We start from the raw sequence: 18879 nt of genomic DNA on the forward strand, positions 1-18879 counted from the left end.
ATGCTGGTTCAGTCGGTTCAGCACGCTGGTTCAGTGCCTTCAGCATGCTGGTTCAGTCATTTCTGCAGGCACAGCCCAGATGGCAAGCCGCGGTTGGCGCGTTGCGGGAGCCGTGAGACGGGCCGAGTGCCGGAAGCGACTGAACCATTCTGCTAAATGCACTGAACCAGCCTGCTAGACCGACTGAATCACGCTGCTGAAGGCACTGAACCAGCCTGCGGAAGTGGCTGGCGCAGGGGGCGCTGGGGGACAAGGGGCGAGCGGGGAGGGACAAGACCCGGGGTCGCGCGCGAAGGAGGGTGGGCGGATGACCGAGCTACCGCGTCAGCTGATGAACCACCCGTTGGATCCGGTGACCGCGCGGGAGATCGCCGAGGTGCGGCGGATCGTGGACCGCGCCGGGCTGGTCACCGAGCACACCCGGTTCGTCTACGTCGGGCTGGACGAACCGTCCAAGCAGGAGGTCCTCGGCGGAACGGACGCGCGCCGTTTCCGGGTGCTGCTGCTGGATCTGGCCACCCAGGTCTCCCGGGACGTGCTGGTCGACCTGGCCGGCGGCGAGGTGGCCCGCAACGACGTGCTGGACACCGTCACCGGCGGCCAGCTGCCGGTGCTGGACGAGGAGTTCGAGCTGGTCGAGCAGCTGCTGGCCAAGGATGAGCGCTGGTTGGCGGCACTGGCCGAGCGGGGCCTGGACGTGGCCGACGTGCGGGTGGCCCCGCTGTCCGCCGGGGTCTATGCCGACGAGTACCCGGACGAGGCCGGCCGGCGGCTGCTGCGCGGGCTGGCCTTCCGCCAGGACCACCCGGCCGACCCGGCCTGGGCGCACCCGATCGACGGGCTGGTCGCCTACGTGGACACCATCAACCGGGCGGTGGACCGGGTGATCGACACCGGCCCGGTGCCGATCCCGGCGGCGTCCGGCAACTACGAGGACCCCGAGGTGTCCGGCCCGCCCCGCAGGACCTTGAGGCCGATCGAGATCAGCCAGCCCGAGGGCGTCAGCTTCCAGCTGGACGGGAACCTGCTGACCTGGGAGAACTGGTCGGTGCGGGTGGGCTTCGACGCCCGCGAGGGGCTGCTGTTGCACCAGCTGGGGTTCGCCGGCCGGCCGATCATCTACCGGGCGTCCATCGCTGAGATGGTGGTGCCCTACGCCGACCCGTCGCCGGTGCGGTCCTGGCAGAACTACTTCGACACCGGCGAGTACCTGGTCGGCCGGTACGCCAACTCGCTCGAACGAGGATGCGACTGCCTGGGCGAGATCACCTATCTGGAGGCGGTGATCGCCGACGAGGCGGGCAACCCCGCACGCTGCGCAACGCGGTGTGCATCCACGAGGAGGACTTCGGCATCCTGTGGAAGCACACCGACCTGTGGACCGGTTCGTCGCAGACCCGCCGCCAGCGCCGGCTGGTGATCTCCTTCTTCACCACGGTGGGGAACTACGACTACGGCTTCTACTGGTACCTCTACCTGGACGGCACCATCGGTTTCGAGGCCAAGGCCACCGGCGTGGTGTTCACCTCCGGGCGCAGCACAGAGCAAGGCTCGGACTACCCGTACGCCGCGCCGGTGGCGCCCGGCCTGGGCGCGCCGCTGCACCAGCACCTGTTCTCCGCCCGGCTGGACATGACCGTGGACGGCGTGGGCAACCGCGTCGAGGAGGTGGACGTCGCACGGGTACCCATGGGGCCGGACAACCCCAGGGGCAACGCGTTCACCTTCACCCGCACCCCGCTGCGGCGCGAGTCCTCCCGGGACGCCGACCAGGCGCGCAACCGGACCTGGCACGTGGTCAACCCGGACCGGCGCAACCACGTCGGCCAGCCGGTCGGCTACGCGCTGCTGCCGCAGGGACTGCCCACGCTGCTCGCCGACCCGGCGTCGTCCATCGCCAAGCGGGCCGCGTTCGCCACCCGGCACCTGTGGGTCACCCGGTACGACCCGGCGGAGCGGTACTCGGCCGGTGACTTCGTGAACCAGCACCCGGGCGGGGCCGGCCTGCCGGCGTATGTGGCGGCGGACCGGGAGATCGACGGCGAGGACCTCGTCCTCTGGCACACCTTCGGGCTCACCCACGCGCCGCGCCCGGAGGACTGGCCGATCATGCCGGTGGACTACTGCGGGTTCACCCTGAAGCCGGTCGGCTTCTTCGACCGCAACCCCACGCTGGACGTGCCGGGACCGTGTGATGGCTGAGCTGACCGAACTGCTGGACGTGTCGGAGCGGATGTCGATCGACGAGCTGCGCGAGCTGCAGCTGACCCGGTTGCGCTGGTCGCTGGCCCACGCGTACCGGAACGTGCCGTTCTACCGCGCCTCCTTCGACGCCGCCGGGGTGCGCCCGGAGGACTGTCGCTCGCTGGCCGACCTGGCGCATTTCCCCACCACCGGCAAGGCGGACCTGCGGGCCAACTACCCGTTCGGCATGTTCGCCGTGCCCCGGGCGCGGGTGCGCCGGATCCACGCGTCCTCCGGCACCACCGGTGCGCCGACCGTGGTCGGCTACACGGAGAAGGACCTGGCCGACTGGGCTCGCCTGGTCGCCCGGTCGCTGCGCGCGGCCGGGGTGCGGCCCGGCGACCTGGTGCACAACGCGTACGGGTACGGGCTGTTCACCGGCGGGTTGGGCGCGCACGCCGGCGCCGAGGCGCTGGGCGCGACGGTGGTGCCGATCTCCGGCGGGATGACCCCGCGCCAGGTGCGGCTGATCCAGGACTTCCGCCCGGACGCGGTGCTGGCCACGCCGTCCTACCTGTTGACCATCATCGACGAGTTCGAGCGCTCCGGCCTCGACCCGCGCGGGTGTTCGCTGCGCGTGGGTGTGCTGGGCGCCGAGCCGTGGACCGAGCGGATGCGCGCGGAGATCGAGGAACGGCTGGGCATCGACGCGGTGGACATCTACGGGCTGTCCGAGGTGATGGGGCCGGGCGTGGCCTGCGAGTCCGTGGCCACCAAGGACGGCCCGCACATCTGGGAGGACCACTTCTACCCGGAGGTCATCGATCCTTCCTCCGGCGCCCCCCGGCCGGACGGGGAATCCGGTGAGCTGGTTTTCACCTCGCTCACCAAGGAGGCTTTCCCGATCATCCGGTATCGCACGCGGGACCTCACCACATTGCGCCCGGGAACCGCCCGGCCGGGTATGCGGCGGATGGAAAGAATTACCGGGCGTAGCGATGACATGATTATTCTGCGCGGCGTGAACGTGTTCCCGACGCAGCTCGAGGAAATTGTGCTGCGGACCGCCGGTCTGGCCCCGCACTTCGAACTCGTGCTCACCACTACGGGCCGGCTGGACGCTATGGCGGTGCGGGTGGAGGCGCGTGCGGGACTGTCCCCGGAGGCGCGCTCGGCGGCCGGCGCGGCGCTGGTGCATGCCGTGAAGGAGACCGTCGGCGTGTCGGTGACCTGCGAAATCCTCGATCCGGCCGCTCTGGAGCGGTCGGCGGGCAAGATCCAGCGCGTGATCGACCGGCGCGAGCGGCTATAACGGTCACATAACGTGACCGGCTATAGCAATAACGGCCCATCGTTACCCAGAAGCCACTGAAATAGGCGCACTCCATTCGTTGTACCGGTAAAGCGGAGGAATGGAGTTGAGTGGTGAAAATTGTAGGCGTGGTCGCCGCCGTGGCGGTCGCAATTGCGGTCGCGGTGGTCGTCCCCGGTTCGGCCACCGCGACCGGTAAGGGCTCGGACTGTGAGTCGCTGGATGTCCAGGTGCCCGGTTCGGTGGTGGAGAAGCAGATCGTGCCGGCGCCCGGTGCGGGTACCGCCGCGGCGCTGCTGAGCGGTTCGGCCAAGCCGGGCTTCACCATCCACGGCAAGCTCTGCCTGCCCGAGGGTGGCGCGCCGAAGACGGTCATGCTGGCGATGCACGGCATCCTCTACACCAACGGCTACTGGAACGTCGAGTACAAGCCCGACACGTACAACTTCTCCCAGTACATGAACGAGGCCGGCTACGCGGTTTTCGCCATCGACCGGCTGGGCTACGGCGGAAGCTCCAAGCCGCCGGCCGCACTGGTCACGCTGGACGCGCAGGCCGAGGTGGTGCACGAGATCATCGGCAAGCTGCGCCGGGGTGAGATCGGTGGGCAGAAGTTCCAGCGGGTGATGCTGGTCGGCTACTCGTACGGCACCGCCACGTCCTGGCGGGAGACCTCGAAGTACAACGACGCGGACGCCATCCTGACCACGGCGTGGGGCAGCACCTTCCAGAACATCCCGTTGCTGCGGGTGTTCACCTCGTTCCGGCCGGCGCAGCTCGACCCGAGGTTCCGCGACCGTCCGGCCGGCTACCTGTACAGCCCGGAGGGGCGCAACCAGAACTACTTCTACGACCTGAGCAACGTCGACCCGGAGATCATCAAGTACTCCAACGAGGTGCTGCAGGACACCATCACGGCCGGCGAGATCGCCAGCTTCTACCCGCGTTACGGCGGCATCCCGCTGGCCAACGCGCCGTCCGGCAAGGAGATCACCCTGCCGCTGTCGAACCAGACGAAGTCGATCAAGGTGCCCACGTTCCTGGTCAACGGCACCGGCGAGCTGTTCTTCTGCGGCATCGACCAGCAGCACTGCACGAGCAGCCAGGAGCTGCAGAAGCAGGAGTCCAAGTACTTCTCCGAAGCGGCCTGCTTCCGGGCGGCGGTCATCCCGAACGCCGGCCACAACCTGAACCTTCAGCGCAACGCCCCGTTCGCCTACGAAACCATGCGCACCTTCGCCGACCAGGTCCTAGGCCCCGACGGCGACAACCTGGAAAACTACAAACGCGACTGCGCGGCCTTCTCCGGCTCCAACGTACCCGGCGGCCAACCCCGCTTCGGCGCCCTCAAGTAGGGCCCCCTGAAGCCGATTCAGTGCCTTCAGCACAGTGATTCAGTCACTTCGGCGGCCAGAAGTGACTGAATCAGTCGCCAGAACTCACTGAATCAGGCGCCGGAAGTGACTGAATCAGGTGGGGTGGGGGGCGGGCAAGGGGTGTGCGGGGAGGGACAAGACCGCGGGTGGGTCGGGCGTCTTGGGTGGGGGGATGGGCAGGGGCGGCGACGAGTCGGTGGCGGACGTGGTCGCGGACCGGATCCGCGACGCGATCGTGTCCGGCCAGCTGGCACCGGGCTCCGGGTTCTCCACCCGCGCGGTCGGGGAGTGGCTGGGGGTGAGCTTCATCCCGGTCCGCGAGGCGCTGCGGGACCTGCGCGCGGAGGGACTGATCGTGCACCGGGTCGGCCGCCGGCCCGCCGTGGCGCCGCTGGACACCGACGAGCTGTTCGGCGTGCACCGGCTGCGCCGGCTGATCGAGCCGGAACTGGCCGCGCAGGCCGCCGAGCTGTGCCAACCCGCCGACCTGAGCCAAGCCGAGGAACTGCTGGCCGGGCTGGCCGACCCGGCGCGCTCCCCGGACGAACGGCACGCCGCGCACCACCGTTTCCACGCCGTCCTGCTCCGCCCGGCCAGCACCCCGGCCGACCGGCGGGTGCTGCGCACCGCGTGGCGGGTCACCGAGCGGTGCATGCGGGTGGGCCTTTCCGACGCCGACCGGGACCGGCTGGAGTGCGAGCTGGCCGAGCAGCACCGGGCGCTGCTCGAACCGTTCCGCGCGGAGGACGCGGCCGGGGTCCGCGCGGCGATGCGCGAGCACCTGAGGGACAGCCTGCGCCTGGCGCTGCGCGGCATCGCGCCCGGCTGAGCGCCGCGACTACATCCAGTCGTGGTACCTGAACACCAGGTAGAGCACCAGCGCGAGCGCCAGCATCAGGCCGATGGCGAACGGGTAGCCGAGCATCCAGTTCAGCTCCGGCATGTGGGTGAAGTTCATGCCGTAGATGCCGGCGATCAGGGTAGGCGCGAAGAGGATGGCGGCGACCGAGGAGACCCGCTTCATCTGCTGGTTCTGCTGGAAGCTGGCCTCGGTCAGCCGGGTCATCTCGTCGTTCTGCCGCTGGGCCACCAGCGCGGCGTTCACCTGGAGGATGTTGGCCAGCAGCTGGCGGAAGCCTTCGGTGCGCTCCACCACGTTGGCCTGGTGGTCGGCCACGTCGCGCAGCATCCGGCGCAGCTCCAGGTCGGCCTCGCCGGCCCGGTCCTTGAGCAGGTCGCGCAGCTGGTTCAGCAGCTCGGTGAGCGGGCCGACCGCGCGCTGGAACTCGATCACCTCGCGGGACAGCTGGTAGATCCGCCGGGAGGCCTGAGGGTCACCGTCGTAGACCTGCACCTCGATCTCGTCGATGTCGTTCTGCAGCCCGGCCAGCACCGGCAGGTAGTCGTCGACCACCTTGTCCAGGATGGCGTAGAACACCGCGAACGGGCCGAGTTTCAGCAGCTCGGGGGCCGCCTCCAGGCGTTCGCGCACCTCGACCAGCCGGGGCTCCTCGGCGTGCCGCAGCACCACCACGAAGTCCGGGCCGAGGAACAGGTGCACCTCGCCCAGCTCCACGACCTCGACCGGGTCCACGTACCGCGCCGGGCGGAGCACCGCGAAGAAGAGGTTCCCGTAGCGCTCCAGCTTGGGCCGCTGGTGGGCGTCGATCGCGTCCTCGACCGCCAACGGGTGCAGGTCGAACTCGGAGGCGACCGAGCGCAGCTCCTCCTCGGTCGGCCGCAGCAGGCCGATCCAGCAGAAGCTCTTCCCCGCGTCCGGGCAGCGGCGCAGCTCCTCGAAGGTGTGGTCCAGCGAGGCGGGTTTGACCGCTTTCTTGCCGTCGATGTAGATCGCGTTGTTGATCAGCGACATTGCGGCTCCCGGCGGGCGTGTTCGGTCCGTCGCCGCCGAGCTTGGCACAGCCGGCCGGCCGCTGCTGATACGCCGCTCAGGAAGCCTCGACGACGGTTCCCACCGGCTCGTCGTTCAGCGCCTTGGTCAGGTTGCCCGGTTTCCGGCCGTTGATCACCTGGACCCGCTTGACGTGCTTGGCCCGTGACATCAGCGGCAGCACCAGCGGGTCGATCGGGAGCTCCCGGCCGGCCAGTTCGGCGGTGCTCGCCCGATCCACCGGCCGGCCGTCCACCAGCACCCCGTCCACGTCCTTGACGAAGATCGTCCGGGCCGCGCCGAACGCGTCGGCCAGCAGGAAGGCGCCGACGTCGGCCTGGTGCGGCGGGATCTTCCCCAGCTGGGGCGGGAACTCGTAGAGCCCGTACGGCGGGTAGCCGTTGGAGACCACGGCGGGGCTGGCCGCCAGGTGCACGGCGAGCTGCCGGGCGACCATACTGTGCGGCAGGTAGGAAACCCCGTGCTCGGCCAGCAGCGCGGCCACCAGGTGACCGTTCTGCTCCGCCTCGGTGCTGGCCAGCGCGGCGAGCGCGCCGGTGGGCAGCCCGAGGTCCAGGCCGACACCGAGCACGTGCCGGGCGCGCACCCCGGGGCCGGTCAGGATCAGCATCTTGTGTTCGCCGGCGGTGACCAGCGTGCGCAGCTCCTCGACCAGTGGGCCGAGTGCCTCGGCGCCCCGGTCGATGATCGACCGGCCGCCCAGGGCCACCACGTTCAGCCAGGGCAGCATGCGGATGACCGGGCGGTCGATGGGGCGAACCAGCTCGCGGTCCAGCAGCGTCTGGCGCATCAGCGCGGACGGAACGTCTTTCAGCATCTCTCGACCTCAGTTCGCGGTGATGATGGTGCCGACGTGTTCGCCGTTCAGCGCCCTGGTGATCAGGCCGGGCTTCAGGCCGTTGATCACCTGCACCGAGCGGGCGTGCCGGGCGTGCCGCATCAGCTCGAACAGCGGCCGCTCCAGCACCACGTCCGGCAGGTCCAGCTCGATCAGCTCGTCCACGGTGATGCGCGGGATGAGCGTGGCGGACCGGTCGGTCTTCGGGTTGGCCGTGTACAGGCCGTCCTCGTCCTTGACGAAGATCATGTCCCGGCAGCCGTAGACCTCGGCGACCAGGTAGCAGCCCGCGTCCGTGCGGTAGGGCGGGATCACGCCCTCGGCCGGCACCCGCTGCCACAGGTCGTAGGGCGGCATGCCGGCGAAGATCACCGCGTGCGCCTCGGCCAGGTACAGCGGCAGCGCGCCGAACGCGTCGTGCCCGGCCACCGGCACCCCGTGCCGGGCCATCAGGTAGCCGAGCATGGTGGCGTTCTGGCCGGCCACGGCGGCGCCGACGTCGGTGAGCACACCGGTGGGCAGCCCCAGCTCGGCGGCCACCGAGTAGACGTGCCGGGCCCGGGTGCCACCGCCGGTGCCGATCAGCAGCTGGTGCTCGCGCTTGGCCTGCACCAGCTCGTCCACCACCGGAAGCACGGCCGCGCGGCCCCGGTCCATCAGGCTCTGCCCGCCGATCTTGAGCACCGCCGCGTCCGGCAGCACCCGGTAGTCCGGTACCCGCTCGGTGGCCTCGGCCAGCTCGGCGTCCGTGTAGGACCGGCTCATCAGCAGCGATTCCAGGGCCGCCCGATCTTCTGTCACGCTCACGGCGGCAGGCTATTGCGCCGCGCGCGGGCGCCGCCGCGTCGGCAAACCCGGTGCTTCGGGTTCCGGCGGCGTCCGCGGACGCGATCGCGGCCGGTCCCCGGCGCCGGTGCCGCGACAGCGGTCCCGCGGCGACCGGGGGAATTCACCCTAAAGGCCCCGGGCGCCCGCCTCGATCGGGTTACCATTTACCGGTAACCGGTAGGTTTGCGGGAGGGCCGATGCCACTGGACACGTTGTCCGACCGGCCGGGCCGGCTGACCGACGCGGTGCACCGCGAGCTGCGCGCCGCCGTGCTGAGCGGTGACCCGGCGCCGGGGCAGCAGCTGTCCGTGCCCGAGCTGGCCCGCCGGCTGGGGGTGTCCCGGGGGTCGGTGCGGGAAGCGGTGCTCGGGCTGGTCGCGGACGGGCTGGCCGAGGAACGCCCGCGCCGGGGCGTGGTCGTGGCCACCATCGGCCCGGCCGAGCTGCGGCAGATCCACCAGATCCGGGAGGCGCTGGAGGGGCAGGCGGCCCGGCTGGGCGCGGCGTCGGCCACCCCGGAGGCGCTGGCCGAGCTGGCCGAGCTGCTGGCGCACCAGCGCCGGGCCATCGCCGCCGGGGACGGCCCCGGCTACGCGCACGCCGATGAGCGGTTCCACGCCCGGCTGGCCGAGGCCGGCGGCAACCCCATGCTGGCCGCGCTGGTCGAGCGGCTGCGCCGCCAGATGGCACTGGCGCTGCACCGGCTGGCGCACGACAGCGAGGAGCACCGGGAGCGCGGGTGCGCGGAGCTGGCCGAGGTGCTCGCCGCCGTGCGCGCCGGCGACCCGGACGCCGCCGAGGCGGCGATGCGCGCGCACATCCGACGCACCATGACCCGGCCGGAGGGCAACTGATGATCACGCCCGCGCGCTGGGACGCGGTGCTGTTCGACCTGCGCTTCGACCTGCCCGGCGCGGCGGGCGTCGGCATGCCGGTCTGGTGGCACAACCGGGCGCGCGCCGACCGGGGTGAACTGCCCGCCCCACTGGCCGAACACGACCGGTTGACCCCGTTGCCCCGGGACGTGCTTATGGCGCCGACGGAAATTTGATTTTCCGTTATCGGGTATTGCGCAAAGGATACTCTCAGTTGTGTCGTCCGTTCGGGCGTACTTGGTTTCACTCGTTTGTACGGATGACGTGGATCTTAATAGCGACAACCATACCCGATGTTATGGATGATGCTGGAGTGACCGGGTGACGGTGGCCGTAGGCCGCTTGGCCAGCGAGTTCGTCCTCGAACATGGACAATGCTGTTCGATCGGATATCGAGCGAATGCGTTCTTGGCCGAGAAATGGACATCTCGCGAGGAGAGCTGTAGATGGTGCCGATGAATGGTGCGGAAAATGCGCTGGCCGAAGCGGTAGTCCCGACACCCCGTGCCGTACCCGGGGCCGGGGTGCCGGCGGAGCGCATCCTCGCCGAGACGCGGGAGCTGACCAGGCCGGCGTTGCGCCAGGCGGTGGCGGACTGCCCGGAGAGCTGCGCGCGGCCGGTCGGCCTGGCGGTGGGCCTGCTGGACGGCGACGGCAACCCGGTGGACGGCGGCGGCAAGATGTTCCGCGCCGCGCTGGCCCTGGCCGCCGCGCTGGGTTATCGCGACGACCCCCGGCCGGGGGTGGCCGGCGCGGTCGCGGTGGAGCTGCTGCACGCGTACACGCTGACCCACGACGACGTGATGGACGGCGACCGGTGGCGCCGGGGGCAGCCGTCGGTCTGGGCGGCGCACGGGCTCAACGTGGCGATCCTGACCGGTGATGTCCTCTACGCCCTGGCCCAGCACACCCTGGCCCAGCACACCCTGGCCCGGCGCGACGCGGCCGGCGGCGCGGCGGCGGCCCGCTACCTGAGCCGGGCGGCGGTGGACGTGACCTACGGCCAGGCCCAGGACCTGGCCATGGAGCCCCGCCCGTTCCTCGGCCCGGAGGCCGTCTCGGTGGATGAGTACCGGGAGATGACCGCGAACAAGACCGGCTCGGTGATCGGGGCGGCGCTGGCCATCGGCGGTGCGCTCGGCGGTGCGGGCGCCGAGCAGACCGACGCGCTGTGGCAGGCCGGGCGGCACCTGGGCGTCGCGTTCCAGGCGGTGGACGACCAGTTGGGCATCTGGGGCGAGCCGTCGGTGACCGGCAAGCCGGTGGACTCCGACCTGGCCCGGCGGAAGAAGACCATTCCGGTGCTGGCCGCCGTGGGGAGCCGGCCCGAGCTGGCCGAGGCCATCGAGCGGTTCCAGCCGGCCGGCCTGCCCGAGCTGGCCCGCGCCCTGGCCGACGCCGGCGGCCACGCGGCGGCCCGCGATGAGGCGGCCGCGCAGCTGGACCAGGCCCGCCGGATGCTGGACCGGGCCGCCCCGCGGCCGGCCGCGCGGGCCCGGCTGGACGCGCTGATCGACTTCACCGCCGCCCGCACCGCCTGAACGCGTCCGCGCATACCCTGGCGGCATGAGGCGTGGGGGCGGCTGGGACGGCCCGCCGGTGCGCTCGGCCATGGACTGGCCGGAGATGCGCACCCGGTACGCCTGGCTGCCCCCGCACCGGGGCACCACGGCGACCGGCGCGCACCAGATCGGGGTGTCCTTCTCCGCGCACGGGTCGGTGGTCCGGCAGGTCGGCCGCCGGACCACCCGAGGGGCCATCCGCGCCGGCACCACCTTCGTCACCGGGCCGGAGCCGATCTACTGGACGGACGTGGCCGAACCGACCGAGGCGCTGGAGATCTACCCCGGCCCGTCGTTGCTGGCCGGCCTGGCGGACCGCGAGCCCAGGGTGGACCCGGCCGCCGGCGGCCGGGACTGGGTGACCTTCGGCCTGGCCTCGATCATCAAGCGGGTGCACGTCGCGGACCGCCCGCTGACCGATATCGAGGCCAGCACGCTGGTCCACCGGCTGGTCGAGCACCTCGGTGACCGGTACTACGGGACCACCGAACCGGAGCGGGCCGGCCGGCTCGCGCCCCGGGCGGTCGACCGGGTCGGGCGGTACGTGGACGCGCACCTGGCCGGGCCGATCACCCTGTCCGGGCTGGCCGCGCAGGCCTCTCTGAGCCCGTACCACTTCGCCCGGGCGTTCAAGGCCACCACCGGCCTGCCGCCGCACCGGTTCGTCAACACCTGCCGGCTGGAGCGGGCCAAGAACGCGCTGCTGCACTCGCCGGCGACCGTGGCCGAGGTGGCCTACGCGGTCGGGTTCATCAACGTCAGCCACTTCCGCCGGCTGTTCCGCCGCGAGCTGGGCGTGCTGCCCGGGCAGCTGCGGCGGGACCGCAACAACGGACCCTCCCCGGGCCGCCCCGGGCTGTCAGGATCGCCGCATGACGCCGCGCCCGTTCCAGTTCTTCAGCGGGGACACCCCGCTGGCCGTCACCGTCCACCGGGCGGCTGAGCAACTGATGGAGCCGGGACCCACCGTGCTCGTCACCGGGTCCTGGCTGACGGTCAGGGAGCAGATGCCGGACCGGTACGCCGCCGCGCTGGCCGAGCGCGGGTACACCGCGATCACCTTCGACTTCGCCGGGTTCGGCGGCTCCGGCGGCTCGCCGCGCCAGGCGGAGGTGTGCGCGCGCAAGGTGGCGGACATCGCGGCGGCGGCCCGCGCGGTGCGCGGCCTCTCGTTCGTGCGGCCGGGGGCGGTCGGTCACCTGGCGGTCTGTGCCAGCGCCCAGTACGCCCTGCGCGCCATCGCCGAGGGCGCGCCGATCGACTCGTTCGCCGCCGTGGCCGGCTGGTTCCACGATGCGGCCACCGTCGCTCCGTTCTACGGCGGCGGGGCCGGGGTGGGGGAGCGGTTGCGGCGGGCCGGGGAGGCGCTCGAGACCTACCAGCGCACCGGCGAGGTGGTCACCGTGCCGGCGTACCAGGCCGGCAACGACCGGGCCGGGATGTTCCTCGAGATGGACTACTACGCCAACCCGTCCCGGGGCGCGGTTGCGACCTGGACCAACCAGATGGCCGAACTAAGCTGGCTGCACTGGTTGACCTTCGACGGGCTGACCCCGGCGGCCGGGGTCTCCGTGCCGACGCTGCTGGTGCACGCCGACGACTGCGTGCTGCCGGACAACGCGCGCGAGGTGGCCCGGCGGATGGGCGGGCAGTGCGAGCTGGTGTGGGCGGAAGGCGGCCAGACCGACTTCTACGACCAGGAGAAACAGGTGACCATGGCAATTGATGCGGTGGACCGGCACTTTCGCGCCACCCTGGCCCGATGAGCGGCGGCGAAGTCCTCACCCGGCTGCTGCACGCGATCGACGTGCTCGACTGGCCGGTGGTGCGCGACTGCCTGGCCGACCGGCTGCGGGTGGACTACACCGAACTGTTCGGCGGCGAGGCCGAGGAGCTCAGCGGTGACCAGCTGGTCACCAACTGGCGGGGGCTGCTGCCCGGGTTCGACGCCACCCAGCACGTGACCGGGCCGGTGCTGGTCACCGGGGACGGCGCGGGCCCCTGGCTGGACACGCACGTGCGCGGCTACCACCGGATCGCCGACGCCCCGGACGGACCGATCTGGGCGGTACACGGCCACTACCGGGCCCGGCTGGACGGCGCCGGGCGCATCGCCGACCTGACCCTGCAGGTGTTCTACCAGGAGGGCAACGCCGGGCTGGTCGAGCTGGCCGGCCGGCGCGCCACCGAGTCTCCCCGGGCCGCCCGCACCTAACTCGGTAGTCAATCGCATGCGATTGCGTTACGATTTCGGCATGGCAGAAGAGTTCACCGTTCGGATCGCCGCACGGGACTACGAGGTGGACACGAACGGACACGTGTCGTCGGCCGTGCTGCTGCGGTACGGGCACCACGCGCGCTGGTCCTGCCTGCGCGCCGCCGGGTTCGACCACGTCGCGCTGGCCGGACGCGGCCTCGGGCCGGTCAGCCTGGAGGAGCGCATCCGCTTCCACCGGGAGGTCTTCGCGGGCGACGAATTGGACGTGACCTGCGAGTTCCACTGGGGCGAAGGCAAGACGTTCACCGTGGAGCAGCGATTGTGCCGCGACGACGGCACGCTGCTCGCGGAGATCACCAACGTGGGAGGGCTGCTCGACCTCTCGCGGCGCCGGCTGGTCGAGCGACCCGGCGAGCACTGGCGGGAGCTGGCCGCCACGCCCGAGCTGCTGGGCCTGTAGAGCCGGTAAACGGTAGCGTTTGCAGTACGTTTCGACCGTGGAGAACCGGACCGAGGTGGCCGCCGCGCTGCGCCAGATCGCTCGCGGCTTCGAAGCGTTGGCCGACGCGGTCGCCGGCGAGACGCCGCCGGAGGGCGAGCGGGAGTACGCGGTGCTGCGCGAGTGGTCCGGCCGGGGGCTCACCCGCGCCGAGGCCAGCGCGCTGTTCCGCAAGCACGGCCTCGCGCCGCAGGCGGCCGGCGGCTGGGTGCGCGCCGACTGGATCGAGGTGCGCCCGGACGGGCTGCGCTACGTCACCGAGGAGTCCCGCCGGTGGATGGCCGAGCGCGCCGCCCCGGGATGACACCGAGGCAACTTAAGCAGCTCGCCGGGTCGTCCCGGTGCGACCAAAGCCGCGCACACGCCAACCCCGCGAAGGACGCGCCGGCCGCCGCCCGGCGGCGACGATCTTCCGCATGAGCGATCACAACCAGCCCACCGCGGCGGGCAAGTACATCGGCGCGACCACCCGGGAACTGGCCGGCAAGACCGGTGCCGACAAGGCGGCCGCCGGCGTGAGCCAGAAGGTGCTGTTCCAGCGGCGCGGCGAGGTGCTGCTGTTCCCGGATCGGTTGGTGCTCGGCGGCTGGGGCGAATCGGGCGACCTGGTGTTGCGCCGGGAGGACATCAGGTCGGTCGAGGCCCGGTTCACCGAGCTGTACGGCCGGTTCATCGGCGGGCTGCTCAATGCGGGCAAGCCGCTGGTCGTCGACACCGTGCCGGCGGGTGAGTTCTACCTGCTGGTCAACCGCAAGGAGGTCATGGAGACCACCGACGACCTGAAGTGGGAGAAGCTGCTCCGCGCCTGGCTGGCCGAGGACGACTGAAAGATCATGCCAGTTCCTTGCCGTACCAGGCCTCCGCGTACGGCCCGCCGCTGAACGCCGGAATCTCCCGGTACCCGTGTCGGGCGTACAGGGCGCGCGCCTCGACCAGGTCGAGGCGGGTGTCCAGCACGATCCGCCGGACGCCGAGCGAGCGCGCCTCGGACTCGGCCTCGGCCAGCAGCCGCGCGCCGCCGCCCGTGCCACGCCGGCCGGGCCACACGTACACCCGGGTGAGCTCCAGGGTCTCGGCGTCCCGTACCCGCAGACCGGCGCAGGACCGCGGCTCGCCGAGGTAGTGGCCGACCAGGAACAGGCCGTTGGGTTCGGCGAGGTCGTCGCTCGGCCACTCGGCCAGGATGGTTTCGACCTCCTCGCGGGTGACGTCCCGCTGGTGGTGGAGCCGGCAGTAACGGTTCGCCACCTCGGTGAAGTACTCGCGCAGCAGCGCCTTCGCTTCCTCACAGCGCACGTCCCCCCGCGCGACGGCCCAGGTCATGCGGGAATTCTCGGCCCCCGACGGCCGCACGGGCGAACGGGTTTTCCCGGGTGTAGGCCCGTGCTAGGTTCCCGACCGTGCCGAGCCGGCCCGAGGAGCTGCATCCCGCGCTCGCCGCCGCGTACAACGCCGGCGACCTCGACGGCATGCTGGCGCTCTACGACCCCAGGGCCGCCTTCGTGGTCAAACCGGGCCACGTCACCGACGGCCCCTCGGAACTGCGTGAGGCGTTGCGGCGCCTGGTCGGGATCCGCGGCCACCTTGCGGTGCACCCGGACTCGTTCGTCCGCTCGGACGACGTCATCCTCGCGCTCGGCGGCTACACGCTCTCCGGCCGCCGCCGCGACGGCACCCCGTTCGAGGTCGGGTCACGTTTCGCCGACATCCTGCGGCGGCAGCCCGACGGGCGATGGCTCCTCGCCGTCGACAACGGCTTCAACTCGCCCTGGCCGGCTTGAGACGCGTGCCGGCAGAGGAGGCCCCCGTGCGACGGCACATCGTCCTCGCGGTGAGTCTCCTCGCCGTTCTCACCGGCTGCGACAGCTCGATCACCGGGCACCCCGGGAGCACACCAAGGGGAACCTACGTGGCGCCGCCCGCGAGCGACATCCCGATCCCGCTGGACACCGGCTGCTACCGGGACACGGTCCCGGATCCCCGGCTCACCCCTCGCCAGGGTCCCCCGCGCGAGACCGTAGCCGCGAGACCGTCCCCCTGCGCAACGCCGCAACCCACACTCCCCGAAAACAACGGCTGAGGCGACGTTATTCGTCGGAGTTCAACGGCCGATTCGACGAGTAAGGATTTTGTGCCCCCGGGGCGATTCGTACAGCATCCACACAGTGTCACCAGCGTCCTGAGCTGCGGGTTTCCGCAACGCTGACGATCGAGCGGCGCCGCCGGCCGGACGCTGGCGGTGCACGATGAGCGCCAACGCCGGCCGGGCAAGCCGCGGCTGCGGATTGTGGGTGCAGTGTGCGTGCACCCTGCTCGTCGCGGCCGGGGCCGCGTACGCGTCCTATCGGCATGGCCAGGCGTTCGCGCTGCGGTTCGGCGCGGATGCGACGACGGCCGCCATCTGGCCACTGATCGTGGACGGTTTGCTGACGACGGCGACTGTTGAACTGTGGAAGCCGGGCCGGGCCGGGAAGTGGCGGGCGTGGCTGGCCTTCTTGTTCGGGGTGGCGCTGTCGATGTGCGCGAACATCGCCTCAGCGCCCGAGCTGAGCGCGTTCGCCATCGCGGTAGCGGCTTGTCCACCGCTGGCGCTGCTGCTTGCTGTCGAGTTGCTGAACCGCGCACTCAAGCGCCACGGCGCCGAGACCATCGCCACCGAGACCAAGACTGACCGGCACGAGACGGCCGAACCGGAGGCCAAGACCGAACCCGAGGCTGCCGGGACCGGAAACGAGACGGGACGAGTGGTGCCTCTCGTGGCTCTCTCGGCTGGTCTCGGCCGGCGGGCAATGACCGCCGAGCGGCGGATGTGGGACTACTACCAGGCTCAACTCGCTCAGGGCCGAACCCCGACCGGCGCTGAACTCGATCGGATGGCCAAGACCAATAACTACGGCCGCCGAGTCCTTCGGCGCTGGCGTACCGAAGGGCGCCTGCACAATGACCAACGCAGTCCACCTCGAGTTACGCACTTAGGAAGAGGCGCTCGGCCAGCCTGTGCGGACGATCATGGTGGTCCGGCCGCAGGTAGCTGAACGTAGCTGAAGCGCGGACAACCTCACGCACACGGCCGATGGGCTGTTCGGCCGCACACAACAGTCCGGCGCCAGCCTTGGCGAGCAGGCAGCGCCGGCCAGTTCCGGTTCCGACTCGGCGCCGTCCGCTTCTGGGCTCGGCCATCGTATCCATCGGCGTTGACGATTAGCCGGACGTCGCACTACGGGAGCTAAGGAACTGATCTCGGAGGCTGGACAGGCTGAAGTATCCATCCGCGAGATCGGCAACCCAGTAGGTCCACCCGTTGCGCGCACCACCGCTGGCGCTGAGGGCGGCCGCAGACGGACTGCCATAAGTCTCAGAACCAAACAAGATCCGCCCGTCGTTGAGCACGGTGGCCGTGCTCTCTGCGTCCACTGCGGCCAAGAGCGTGGAGCCTGCCGGGAGGAGATCGGCGTCAACGAGGTCCGCCACCGCAACATCGTGGGTTGTCCAGCTCGACAGGCCCGGGGCTGGCGATACGGCGGGGTAGGTCGGCTGATACGCCTCGTCCGCGAGCTTGGCGAATGCGTCCCGCACGACGGTTCCCAAAGGCGCCTGCGGGCGTCGAGGAACTCTTCGTAGCCGAGCCTCTCCCAGCCGTCCGGGAGGGCGTGCCAGTACCGCTGCCGGGCCAGGCGGCGGTTGCTAATGCCCTTTTGCGTGACCTGGGCAGGCCAGTACGCCATGGGTGCCTTGTCAGAGATATCGATGTTGTCGCTCCAGTCGACCAAGGCCATGTTGGCGATCTGGTTGATCCGCTTGGTCTCGCTGATGCCCCGACTCTTGAGGAATGCCCGAGGGAACAGGTGGTGGCGCTCGATCCCTTTGCGCGCGGTGACGGCGGGGTCGAGCCGGGCACGGACCCTGCCGGTGGAGAGCAGCGGCTCGGCGTCGAGAATGTTCAACGCGGCGAAGTCGCCATCAGCACCGGCGATTTGGCTGCGGAGGTGGCCAGCTCGTTGGGCAGCGTGGTGGTCCAGTAGTCGTCGCCGAGGGTGTCGGTGACGATGCGATCCAACGTCCGGCAAAAGCCGTCGGCGTCGCCAGCCTTGACTTCGGTGATCTTGGATGCGTCCTGCTCGAACTGGGATTCGAGCGAGCCGGTATAGCGGCTGGTGGTATGAGCCATGAAGAACTAGCGGGCGAGCACTTCCCGGAGCCGGTCGAGCGGCACGGCGTAGTCGGTGCGGCCGATCAGCCACAGTGCATAGGAGAAGATCACCGTGTTCTCACTCGTGATCATCTTGGCGCCGCGGAAGCCGGCGCGTTCTAGGCATTGCAGGTATTCATGCCAGTTGGTCAAGTCGAGTACGCGTTCCTGAGCTGCCTGTAGGCGCGCGAACTGTGCTTGGCGCCGGGCGGGGTCGATTCGGCCGGTCTCCAAGTCCTTGCCGCGCAGGAGTGAATACGCCAGGCGCAGCACTGCCCGTCGGAACGCGACAGCGACCGAAACCCGCAGCAGCTGGGCAGGGATGGCTGGATGTACCAGTTGAAGGGTGATGCTCCGGACAGCGACGGGATCTTGCAGGCCCGGGAGAACTCTTCGAGTTGCTCGCGGCCCTTCTCCCAGAAGACGCTCATCAGGGTCAAGATGAAGTCTGCCTGGTTGAGCGTGACGCCTTCGGAGTTGATCCGGACGAAGACCTCGGCGACCTGCTCCTCATCGACTCCCGGGGACAGTTCGACGATCTTGAATGGGTAGTTACGAAGGTCGTAGAGCCGGTCAATGGCCTCTTCGAGCCGGTCCTCCTCGTCCTGGCTCAGCTCACTGCGCTTCTCGGCGACGGCCTTGAGGTACCGCCTTTCCACGCGCTTGCGCCCGCCGCCGGGCGCCCACAGCTCGGAGATGTCCGGGATAAACTCGGAGTCCCGCTCGACGGCCGCGTCAGCGACAGCGAAGGTGGCATCGGTCGGACGGAAGGCGATCCTGATGCGGGTGAGTGAATAGTCCGACTTCATCACCTCGCGGCCGGTCATTACCGCGAAGAGGCTGGTCAGACGCTGCTGACCGTCAACGATGAGCAGGCGGGGAACCGCGTCTCTGTTCCCGCCGCCGATCTGGCGCGCTCCCGGTTCGGCCCCGGTCTCCCAGAACAACAGGTACCCGACCGGAAAGCCCTTGTACATCGAGTCCAATAGGTCACGCACCTTGCTGGCCTGGCAGACGAAGGGCCGCTGGATGTCGGGCAAGGCAACTTCGCCGCGCCCGATGGACTCCATGAGCAGCGAACCGAGT

At 70.5% G+C, this 18879-nt stretch carries 23 protein-coding genes and 1 pseudogene; 16 read left to right on the forward strand and 8 right to left on the reverse strand.

Going from position 1 to position 18879, the window contains the following annotated elements; translation table 11 throughout:
* Positions 1–307: 307 nt before the first annotated feature.
* The 4 genes and pseudogenes from ABEB12_RS14875 to ABEB12_RS14890 all read left to right on the forward strand — a co-directional run bounded on the left by ABEB12_RS14875 (position 308) and on the right by ABEB12_RS14890 (position 5701).
* Positions 308–2202, forward strand: a pseudogene (locus tag ABEB12_RS14875) (primary-amine oxidase).
* Positions 2195–3496 carry a phenylacetate--CoA ligase PaaK gene (paaK, locus tag ABEB12_RS14880; protein ID WP_185064035.1) on the forward strand — a complete coding sequence of 434 codons (1302 nt, stop codon included), beginning with the start codon at positions 2195–2197 and terminating at the stop codon, positions 3494–3496. The pseudogene ABEB12_RS14875 and the gene paaK overlap by 8 nt, the downstream one beginning before the upstream one ends.
* Before the next feature lie 113 nt (positions 3497–3609).
* Positions 3610–4851: an alpha/beta fold hydrolase gene (locus ABEB12_RS14885; protein ID WP_185064036.1), complete on the forward strand. Its 1242-nt coding sequence runs from the start codon at positions 3610–3612 to the stop codon at positions 4849–4851.
* Between the two features lie 193 nt (positions 4852–5044).
* A complete protein-coding gene (locus tag ABEB12_RS14890) occupies positions 5045–5701 on the forward strand; it encodes an FCD domain-containing protein (RefSeq protein WP_185064037.1) in 657 nt (218 codons plus the stop codon).
* 9 nt (positions 5702–5710) lie between these two features.
* Here the strand turns inward: ABEB12_RS14890 and ABEB12_RS14895 are convergent, their stop codons facing one another.
* The 3 genes from ABEB12_RS14895 to ABEB12_RS14905 form a co-directional block, all read right to left on the reverse strand.
* Positions 5711–6745, reverse strand: coding sequence for a CorA family divalent cation transporter (locus ABEB12_RS14895; RefSeq protein WP_185064038.1), 1035 nt, complete (start codon positions 6743–6745; stop codon positions 5711–5713).
* A 76-nt stretch (positions 6746–6821) separates the two neighbouring features.
* Positions 6822–7601 (reverse strand): amino acid kinase family protein, encoded by a 780-nt coding sequence (locus tag ABEB12_RS14900; RefSeq protein ID WP_185064039.1) that lies wholly within the window; start codon positions 7599–7601, stop codon positions 6822–6824.
* A gap of 9 nt (positions 7602–7610) precedes the next feature.
* Entirely contained in the window at positions 7611–8429 is an 819-nt protein-coding gene (locus ABEB12_RS14905; RefSeq protein WP_345702827.1) for an amino acid kinase family protein, read from the reverse strand.
* A gap of 218 nt (positions 8430–8647) precedes the next feature.
* Here ABEB12_RS14905 and ABEB12_RS14910 point away from each other — a divergent pair, with 218 nt between their 5' ends.
* The 9 genes from ABEB12_RS14910 (at position 8648) to ABEB12_RS14950 (ending at position 14431) form a co-directional block, all read left to right on the forward strand.
* Positions 8648–9304 carry an FCD domain-containing protein gene (locus ABEB12_RS14910; protein ID WP_185064040.1) on the forward strand — a complete coding sequence of 219 codons (657 nt, stop codon included), beginning with the start codon at positions 8648–8650 and terminating at the stop codon, positions 9302–9304.
* Positions 9304–9501, forward strand: coding sequence for a hypothetical protein (locus ABEB12_RS14915; protein WP_185064041.1), 198 nt, complete (start codon positions 9304–9306; stop codon positions 9499–9501). The genes ABEB12_RS14910 and ABEB12_RS14915 overlap by 1 nt, the downstream gene beginning before the upstream one ends.
* Before the next feature lie 279 nt (positions 9502–9780).
* Positions 9781–10866 (forward strand): polyprenyl synthetase family protein, encoded by a 1086-nt coding sequence (locus ABEB12_RS14920; protein WP_185064042.1) that lies wholly within the window; start codon positions 9781–9783, stop codon positions 10864–10866.
* 25 nt (positions 10867–10891) lie between these two features.
* Positions 10892–11830 carry a helix-turn-helix domain-containing protein gene (locus tag ABEB12_RS14925; RefSeq protein WP_185064043.1) on the forward strand — a complete coding sequence of 313 codons (939 nt, stop codon included), beginning with the start codon at positions 10892–10894 and terminating at the stop codon, positions 11828–11830.
* The gene (locus ABEB12_RS14930; protein WP_185064044.1) at positions 11760–12653 is read left to right on the forward strand and encodes an alpha/beta fold hydrolase; all 894 of its coding nucleotides are present in this window, start codon (positions 11760–11762) and stop codon (positions 12651–12653) included. Before ABEB12_RS14925 ends, ABEB12_RS14930 begins: the two co-directional genes overlap by 71 nt.
* The gene (locus ABEB12_RS14935; RefSeq protein ID WP_185064045.1) at positions 12650–13102 is read left to right on the forward strand and encodes a nuclear transport factor 2 family protein; all 453 of its coding nucleotides are present in this window, start codon (positions 12650–12652) and stop codon (positions 13100–13102) included. Before ABEB12_RS14930 ends, ABEB12_RS14935 begins: the two co-directional genes overlap by 4 nt.
* 40 nt (positions 13103–13142) lie before the next feature.
* Positions 13143–13565, forward strand: coding sequence for a thioesterase family protein (locus tag ABEB12_RS14940; RefSeq protein ID WP_185064046.1), 423 nt, complete (start codon positions 13143–13145; stop codon positions 13563–13565).
* 37 nt (positions 13566–13602) lie between these two features.
* Positions 13603–13908: a hypothetical protein gene (locus tag ABEB12_RS14945; protein WP_185064047.1), complete on the forward strand. Its 306-nt coding sequence runs from the start codon at positions 13603–13605 to the stop codon at positions 13906–13908.
* 112 nt (positions 13909–14020) lie between these two features.
* Positions 14021–14431 carry a hypothetical protein gene (locus ABEB12_RS14950; protein WP_185064048.1) on the forward strand — a complete coding sequence of 137 codons (411 nt, stop codon included), beginning with the start codon at positions 14021–14023 and terminating at the stop codon, positions 14429–14431.
* 4 nt (positions 14432–14435) lie between these two features.
* On the opposite strand, the gene ABEB12_RS14955 is transcribed toward ABEB12_RS14950, so the two are convergent.
* Entirely contained in the window at positions 14436–14927 is a 492-nt protein-coding gene (locus tag ABEB12_RS14955; RefSeq protein ID WP_185064049.1) for a GNAT family N-acetyltransferase, read from the reverse strand.
* Between the two features lie 77 nt (positions 14928–15004).
* On the opposite strand from ABEB12_RS14955, the gene ABEB12_RS14960 reads away from it, so the two are divergent.
* From ABEB12_RS14960 to ABEB12_RS14970, 3 genes are all read left to right on the forward strand, one after another.
* Positions 15005–15385: a nuclear transport factor 2 family protein gene (locus ABEB12_RS14960; protein WP_185064050.1), complete on the forward strand. Its 381-nt coding sequence runs from the start codon at positions 15005–15007 to the stop codon at positions 15383–15385.
* Positions 15386–15411: 26 nt separating this feature from the next.
* A complete protein-coding gene (locus ABEB12_RS14965; protein ID WP_185064051.1) occupies positions 15412–15684 on the forward strand; it encodes a hypothetical protein in 273 nt (90 codons plus the stop codon).
* A 166-nt stretch (positions 15685–15850) separates the two neighbouring features.
* On the forward strand, positions 15851–16639 hold the full coding sequence (locus tag ABEB12_RS14970) for a DUF2637 domain-containing protein (protein ID WP_185064052.1): 789 nt from the start codon (positions 15851–15853) through the stop codon (positions 16637–16639).
* 166 nt (positions 16640–16805) lie between these two features.
* On the opposite strand, the gene ABEB12_RS14975 is transcribed toward ABEB12_RS14970, so the two are convergent.
* The 4 genes from ABEB12_RS14975 to ABEB12_RS14990 form a co-directional block, all read right to left on the reverse strand.
* Positions 16806–17180, reverse strand: coding sequence for a restriction system modified-DNA reader domain-containing protein (locus tag ABEB12_RS14975; protein ID WP_221498489.1), 375 nt, complete (start codon positions 17178–17180; stop codon positions 16806–16808).
* 364 nt (positions 17181–17544) lie between these two features.
* Positions 17545–17772, reverse strand: a complete 228-nt coding sequence (locus ABEB12_RS14980) for a hypothetical protein (protein ID WP_221498490.1) — start codon at positions 17770–17772, stop codon at positions 17545–17547.
* 6 nt (positions 17773–17778) lie between these two features.
* Positions 17779–17946, reverse strand: a complete 168-nt coding sequence (locus tag ABEB12_RS14985; RefSeq protein WP_221498491.1) for a hypothetical protein — start codon at positions 17944–17946, stop codon at positions 17779–17781.
* Positions 17943–18863 (reverse strand): GmrSD restriction endonuclease domain-containing protein, encoded by a 921-nt coding sequence (locus ABEB12_RS14990; RefSeq protein WP_221498492.1) that lies wholly within the window; start codon positions 18861–18863, stop codon positions 17943–17945. The genes ABEB12_RS14985 and ABEB12_RS14990 overlap by 4 nt, the downstream gene beginning before the upstream one ends.
* Between the last annotated feature and the right edge of the window lie 16 nt (positions 18864–18879).

Origin of the sequence: Actinospineispora eucalypti (assembly GCF_039543365.1) — a bacterium.
Taxonomy (GTDB): domain Bacteria; phylum Actinomycetota; class Actinomycetes; order Mycobacteriales; family Pseudonocardiaceae; genus Pseudonocardia; species Pseudonocardia eucalypti.

Bases quoted from the DNA above. Each gene is read 5' to 3' on its own strand.
- paaK (WP_185064035.1), top strand. From the start codon at position 2,195: ATGGCTGAGCTGACCGAACTGCTGGACGTGTCGGAGCGGATGTCGATC.
- ABEB12_RS14890 (WP_185064037.1), top strand. From the start codon at position 5,045: ATGGGCAGGGGCGGCGACGAGTCGGTGGCGGACGTGGTCGCGGACCGG.
- ABEB12_RS14895 (WP_185064038.1), bottom strand. From the start codon at position 6,745: ATGTCGCTGATCAACAACGCGATCTACATCGACGGCAAGAAAGCGGTC.
- ABEB12_RS14900 (WP_185064039.1), bottom strand. From the start codon at position 7,601: ATGCTGAAAGACGTTCCGTCCGCGCTGATGCGCCAGACGCTGCTGGAC.
- ABEB12_RS14910 (WP_185064040.1), top strand. From the start codon at position 8,648: ATGCCACTGGACACGTTGTCCGACCGGCCGGGCCGGCTGACCGACGCG.
- ABEB12_RS14915 (WP_185064041.1), top strand. From the start codon at position 9,304: ATGATCACGCCCGCGCGCTGGGACGCGGTGCTGTTCGACCTGCGCTTC.
- ABEB12_RS14920 (WP_185064042.1), top strand. From the start codon at position 9,781: ATGAATGGTGCGGAAAATGCGCTGGCCGAAGCGGTAGTCCCGACACCC.
- ABEB12_RS14925 (WP_185064043.1), top strand. From the start codon at position 10,892: ATGAGGCGTGGGGGCGGCTGGGACGGCCCGCCGGTGCGCTCGGCCATG.
- ABEB12_RS14930 (WP_185064044.1), top strand. From the start codon at position 11,760: ATGACGCCGCGCCCGTTCCAGTTCTTCAGCGGGGACACCCCGCTGGCC.
- ABEB12_RS14935 (WP_185064045.1), top strand. From the start codon at position 12,650: ATGAGCGGCGGCGAAGTCCTCACCCGGCTGCTGCACGCGATCGACGTG.
- ABEB12_RS14940 (WP_185064046.1), top strand. From the start codon at position 13,143: ATGGCAGAAGAGTTCACCGTTCGGATCGCCGCACGGGACTACGAGGTG.
- ABEB12_RS14950 (WP_185064048.1), top strand. From the start codon at position 14,021: ATGAGCGATCACAACCAGCCCACCGCGGCGGGCAAGTACATCGGCGCG.
- ABEB12_RS14955 (WP_185064049.1), bottom strand. From the start codon at position 14,927: ATGACCTGGGCCGTCGCGCGGGGGGACGTGCGCTGTGAGGAAGCGAAG.
- ABEB12_RS14970 (WP_185064052.1), top strand. From the start codon at position 15,851: ATGAGCGCCAACGCCGGCCGGGCAAGCCGCGGCTGCGGATTGTGGGTG.
- ABEB12_RS14980 (WP_221498490.1), bottom strand. From the start codon at position 17,772: ATGGCTCATACCACCAGCCGCTATACCGGCTCGCTCGAATCCCAGTTC.
- ABEB12_RS14990 (WP_221498492.1), bottom strand. From the start codon at position 18,863: ATGGAGTCCATCGGGCGCGGCGAAGTTGCCTTGCCCGACATCCAGCGG.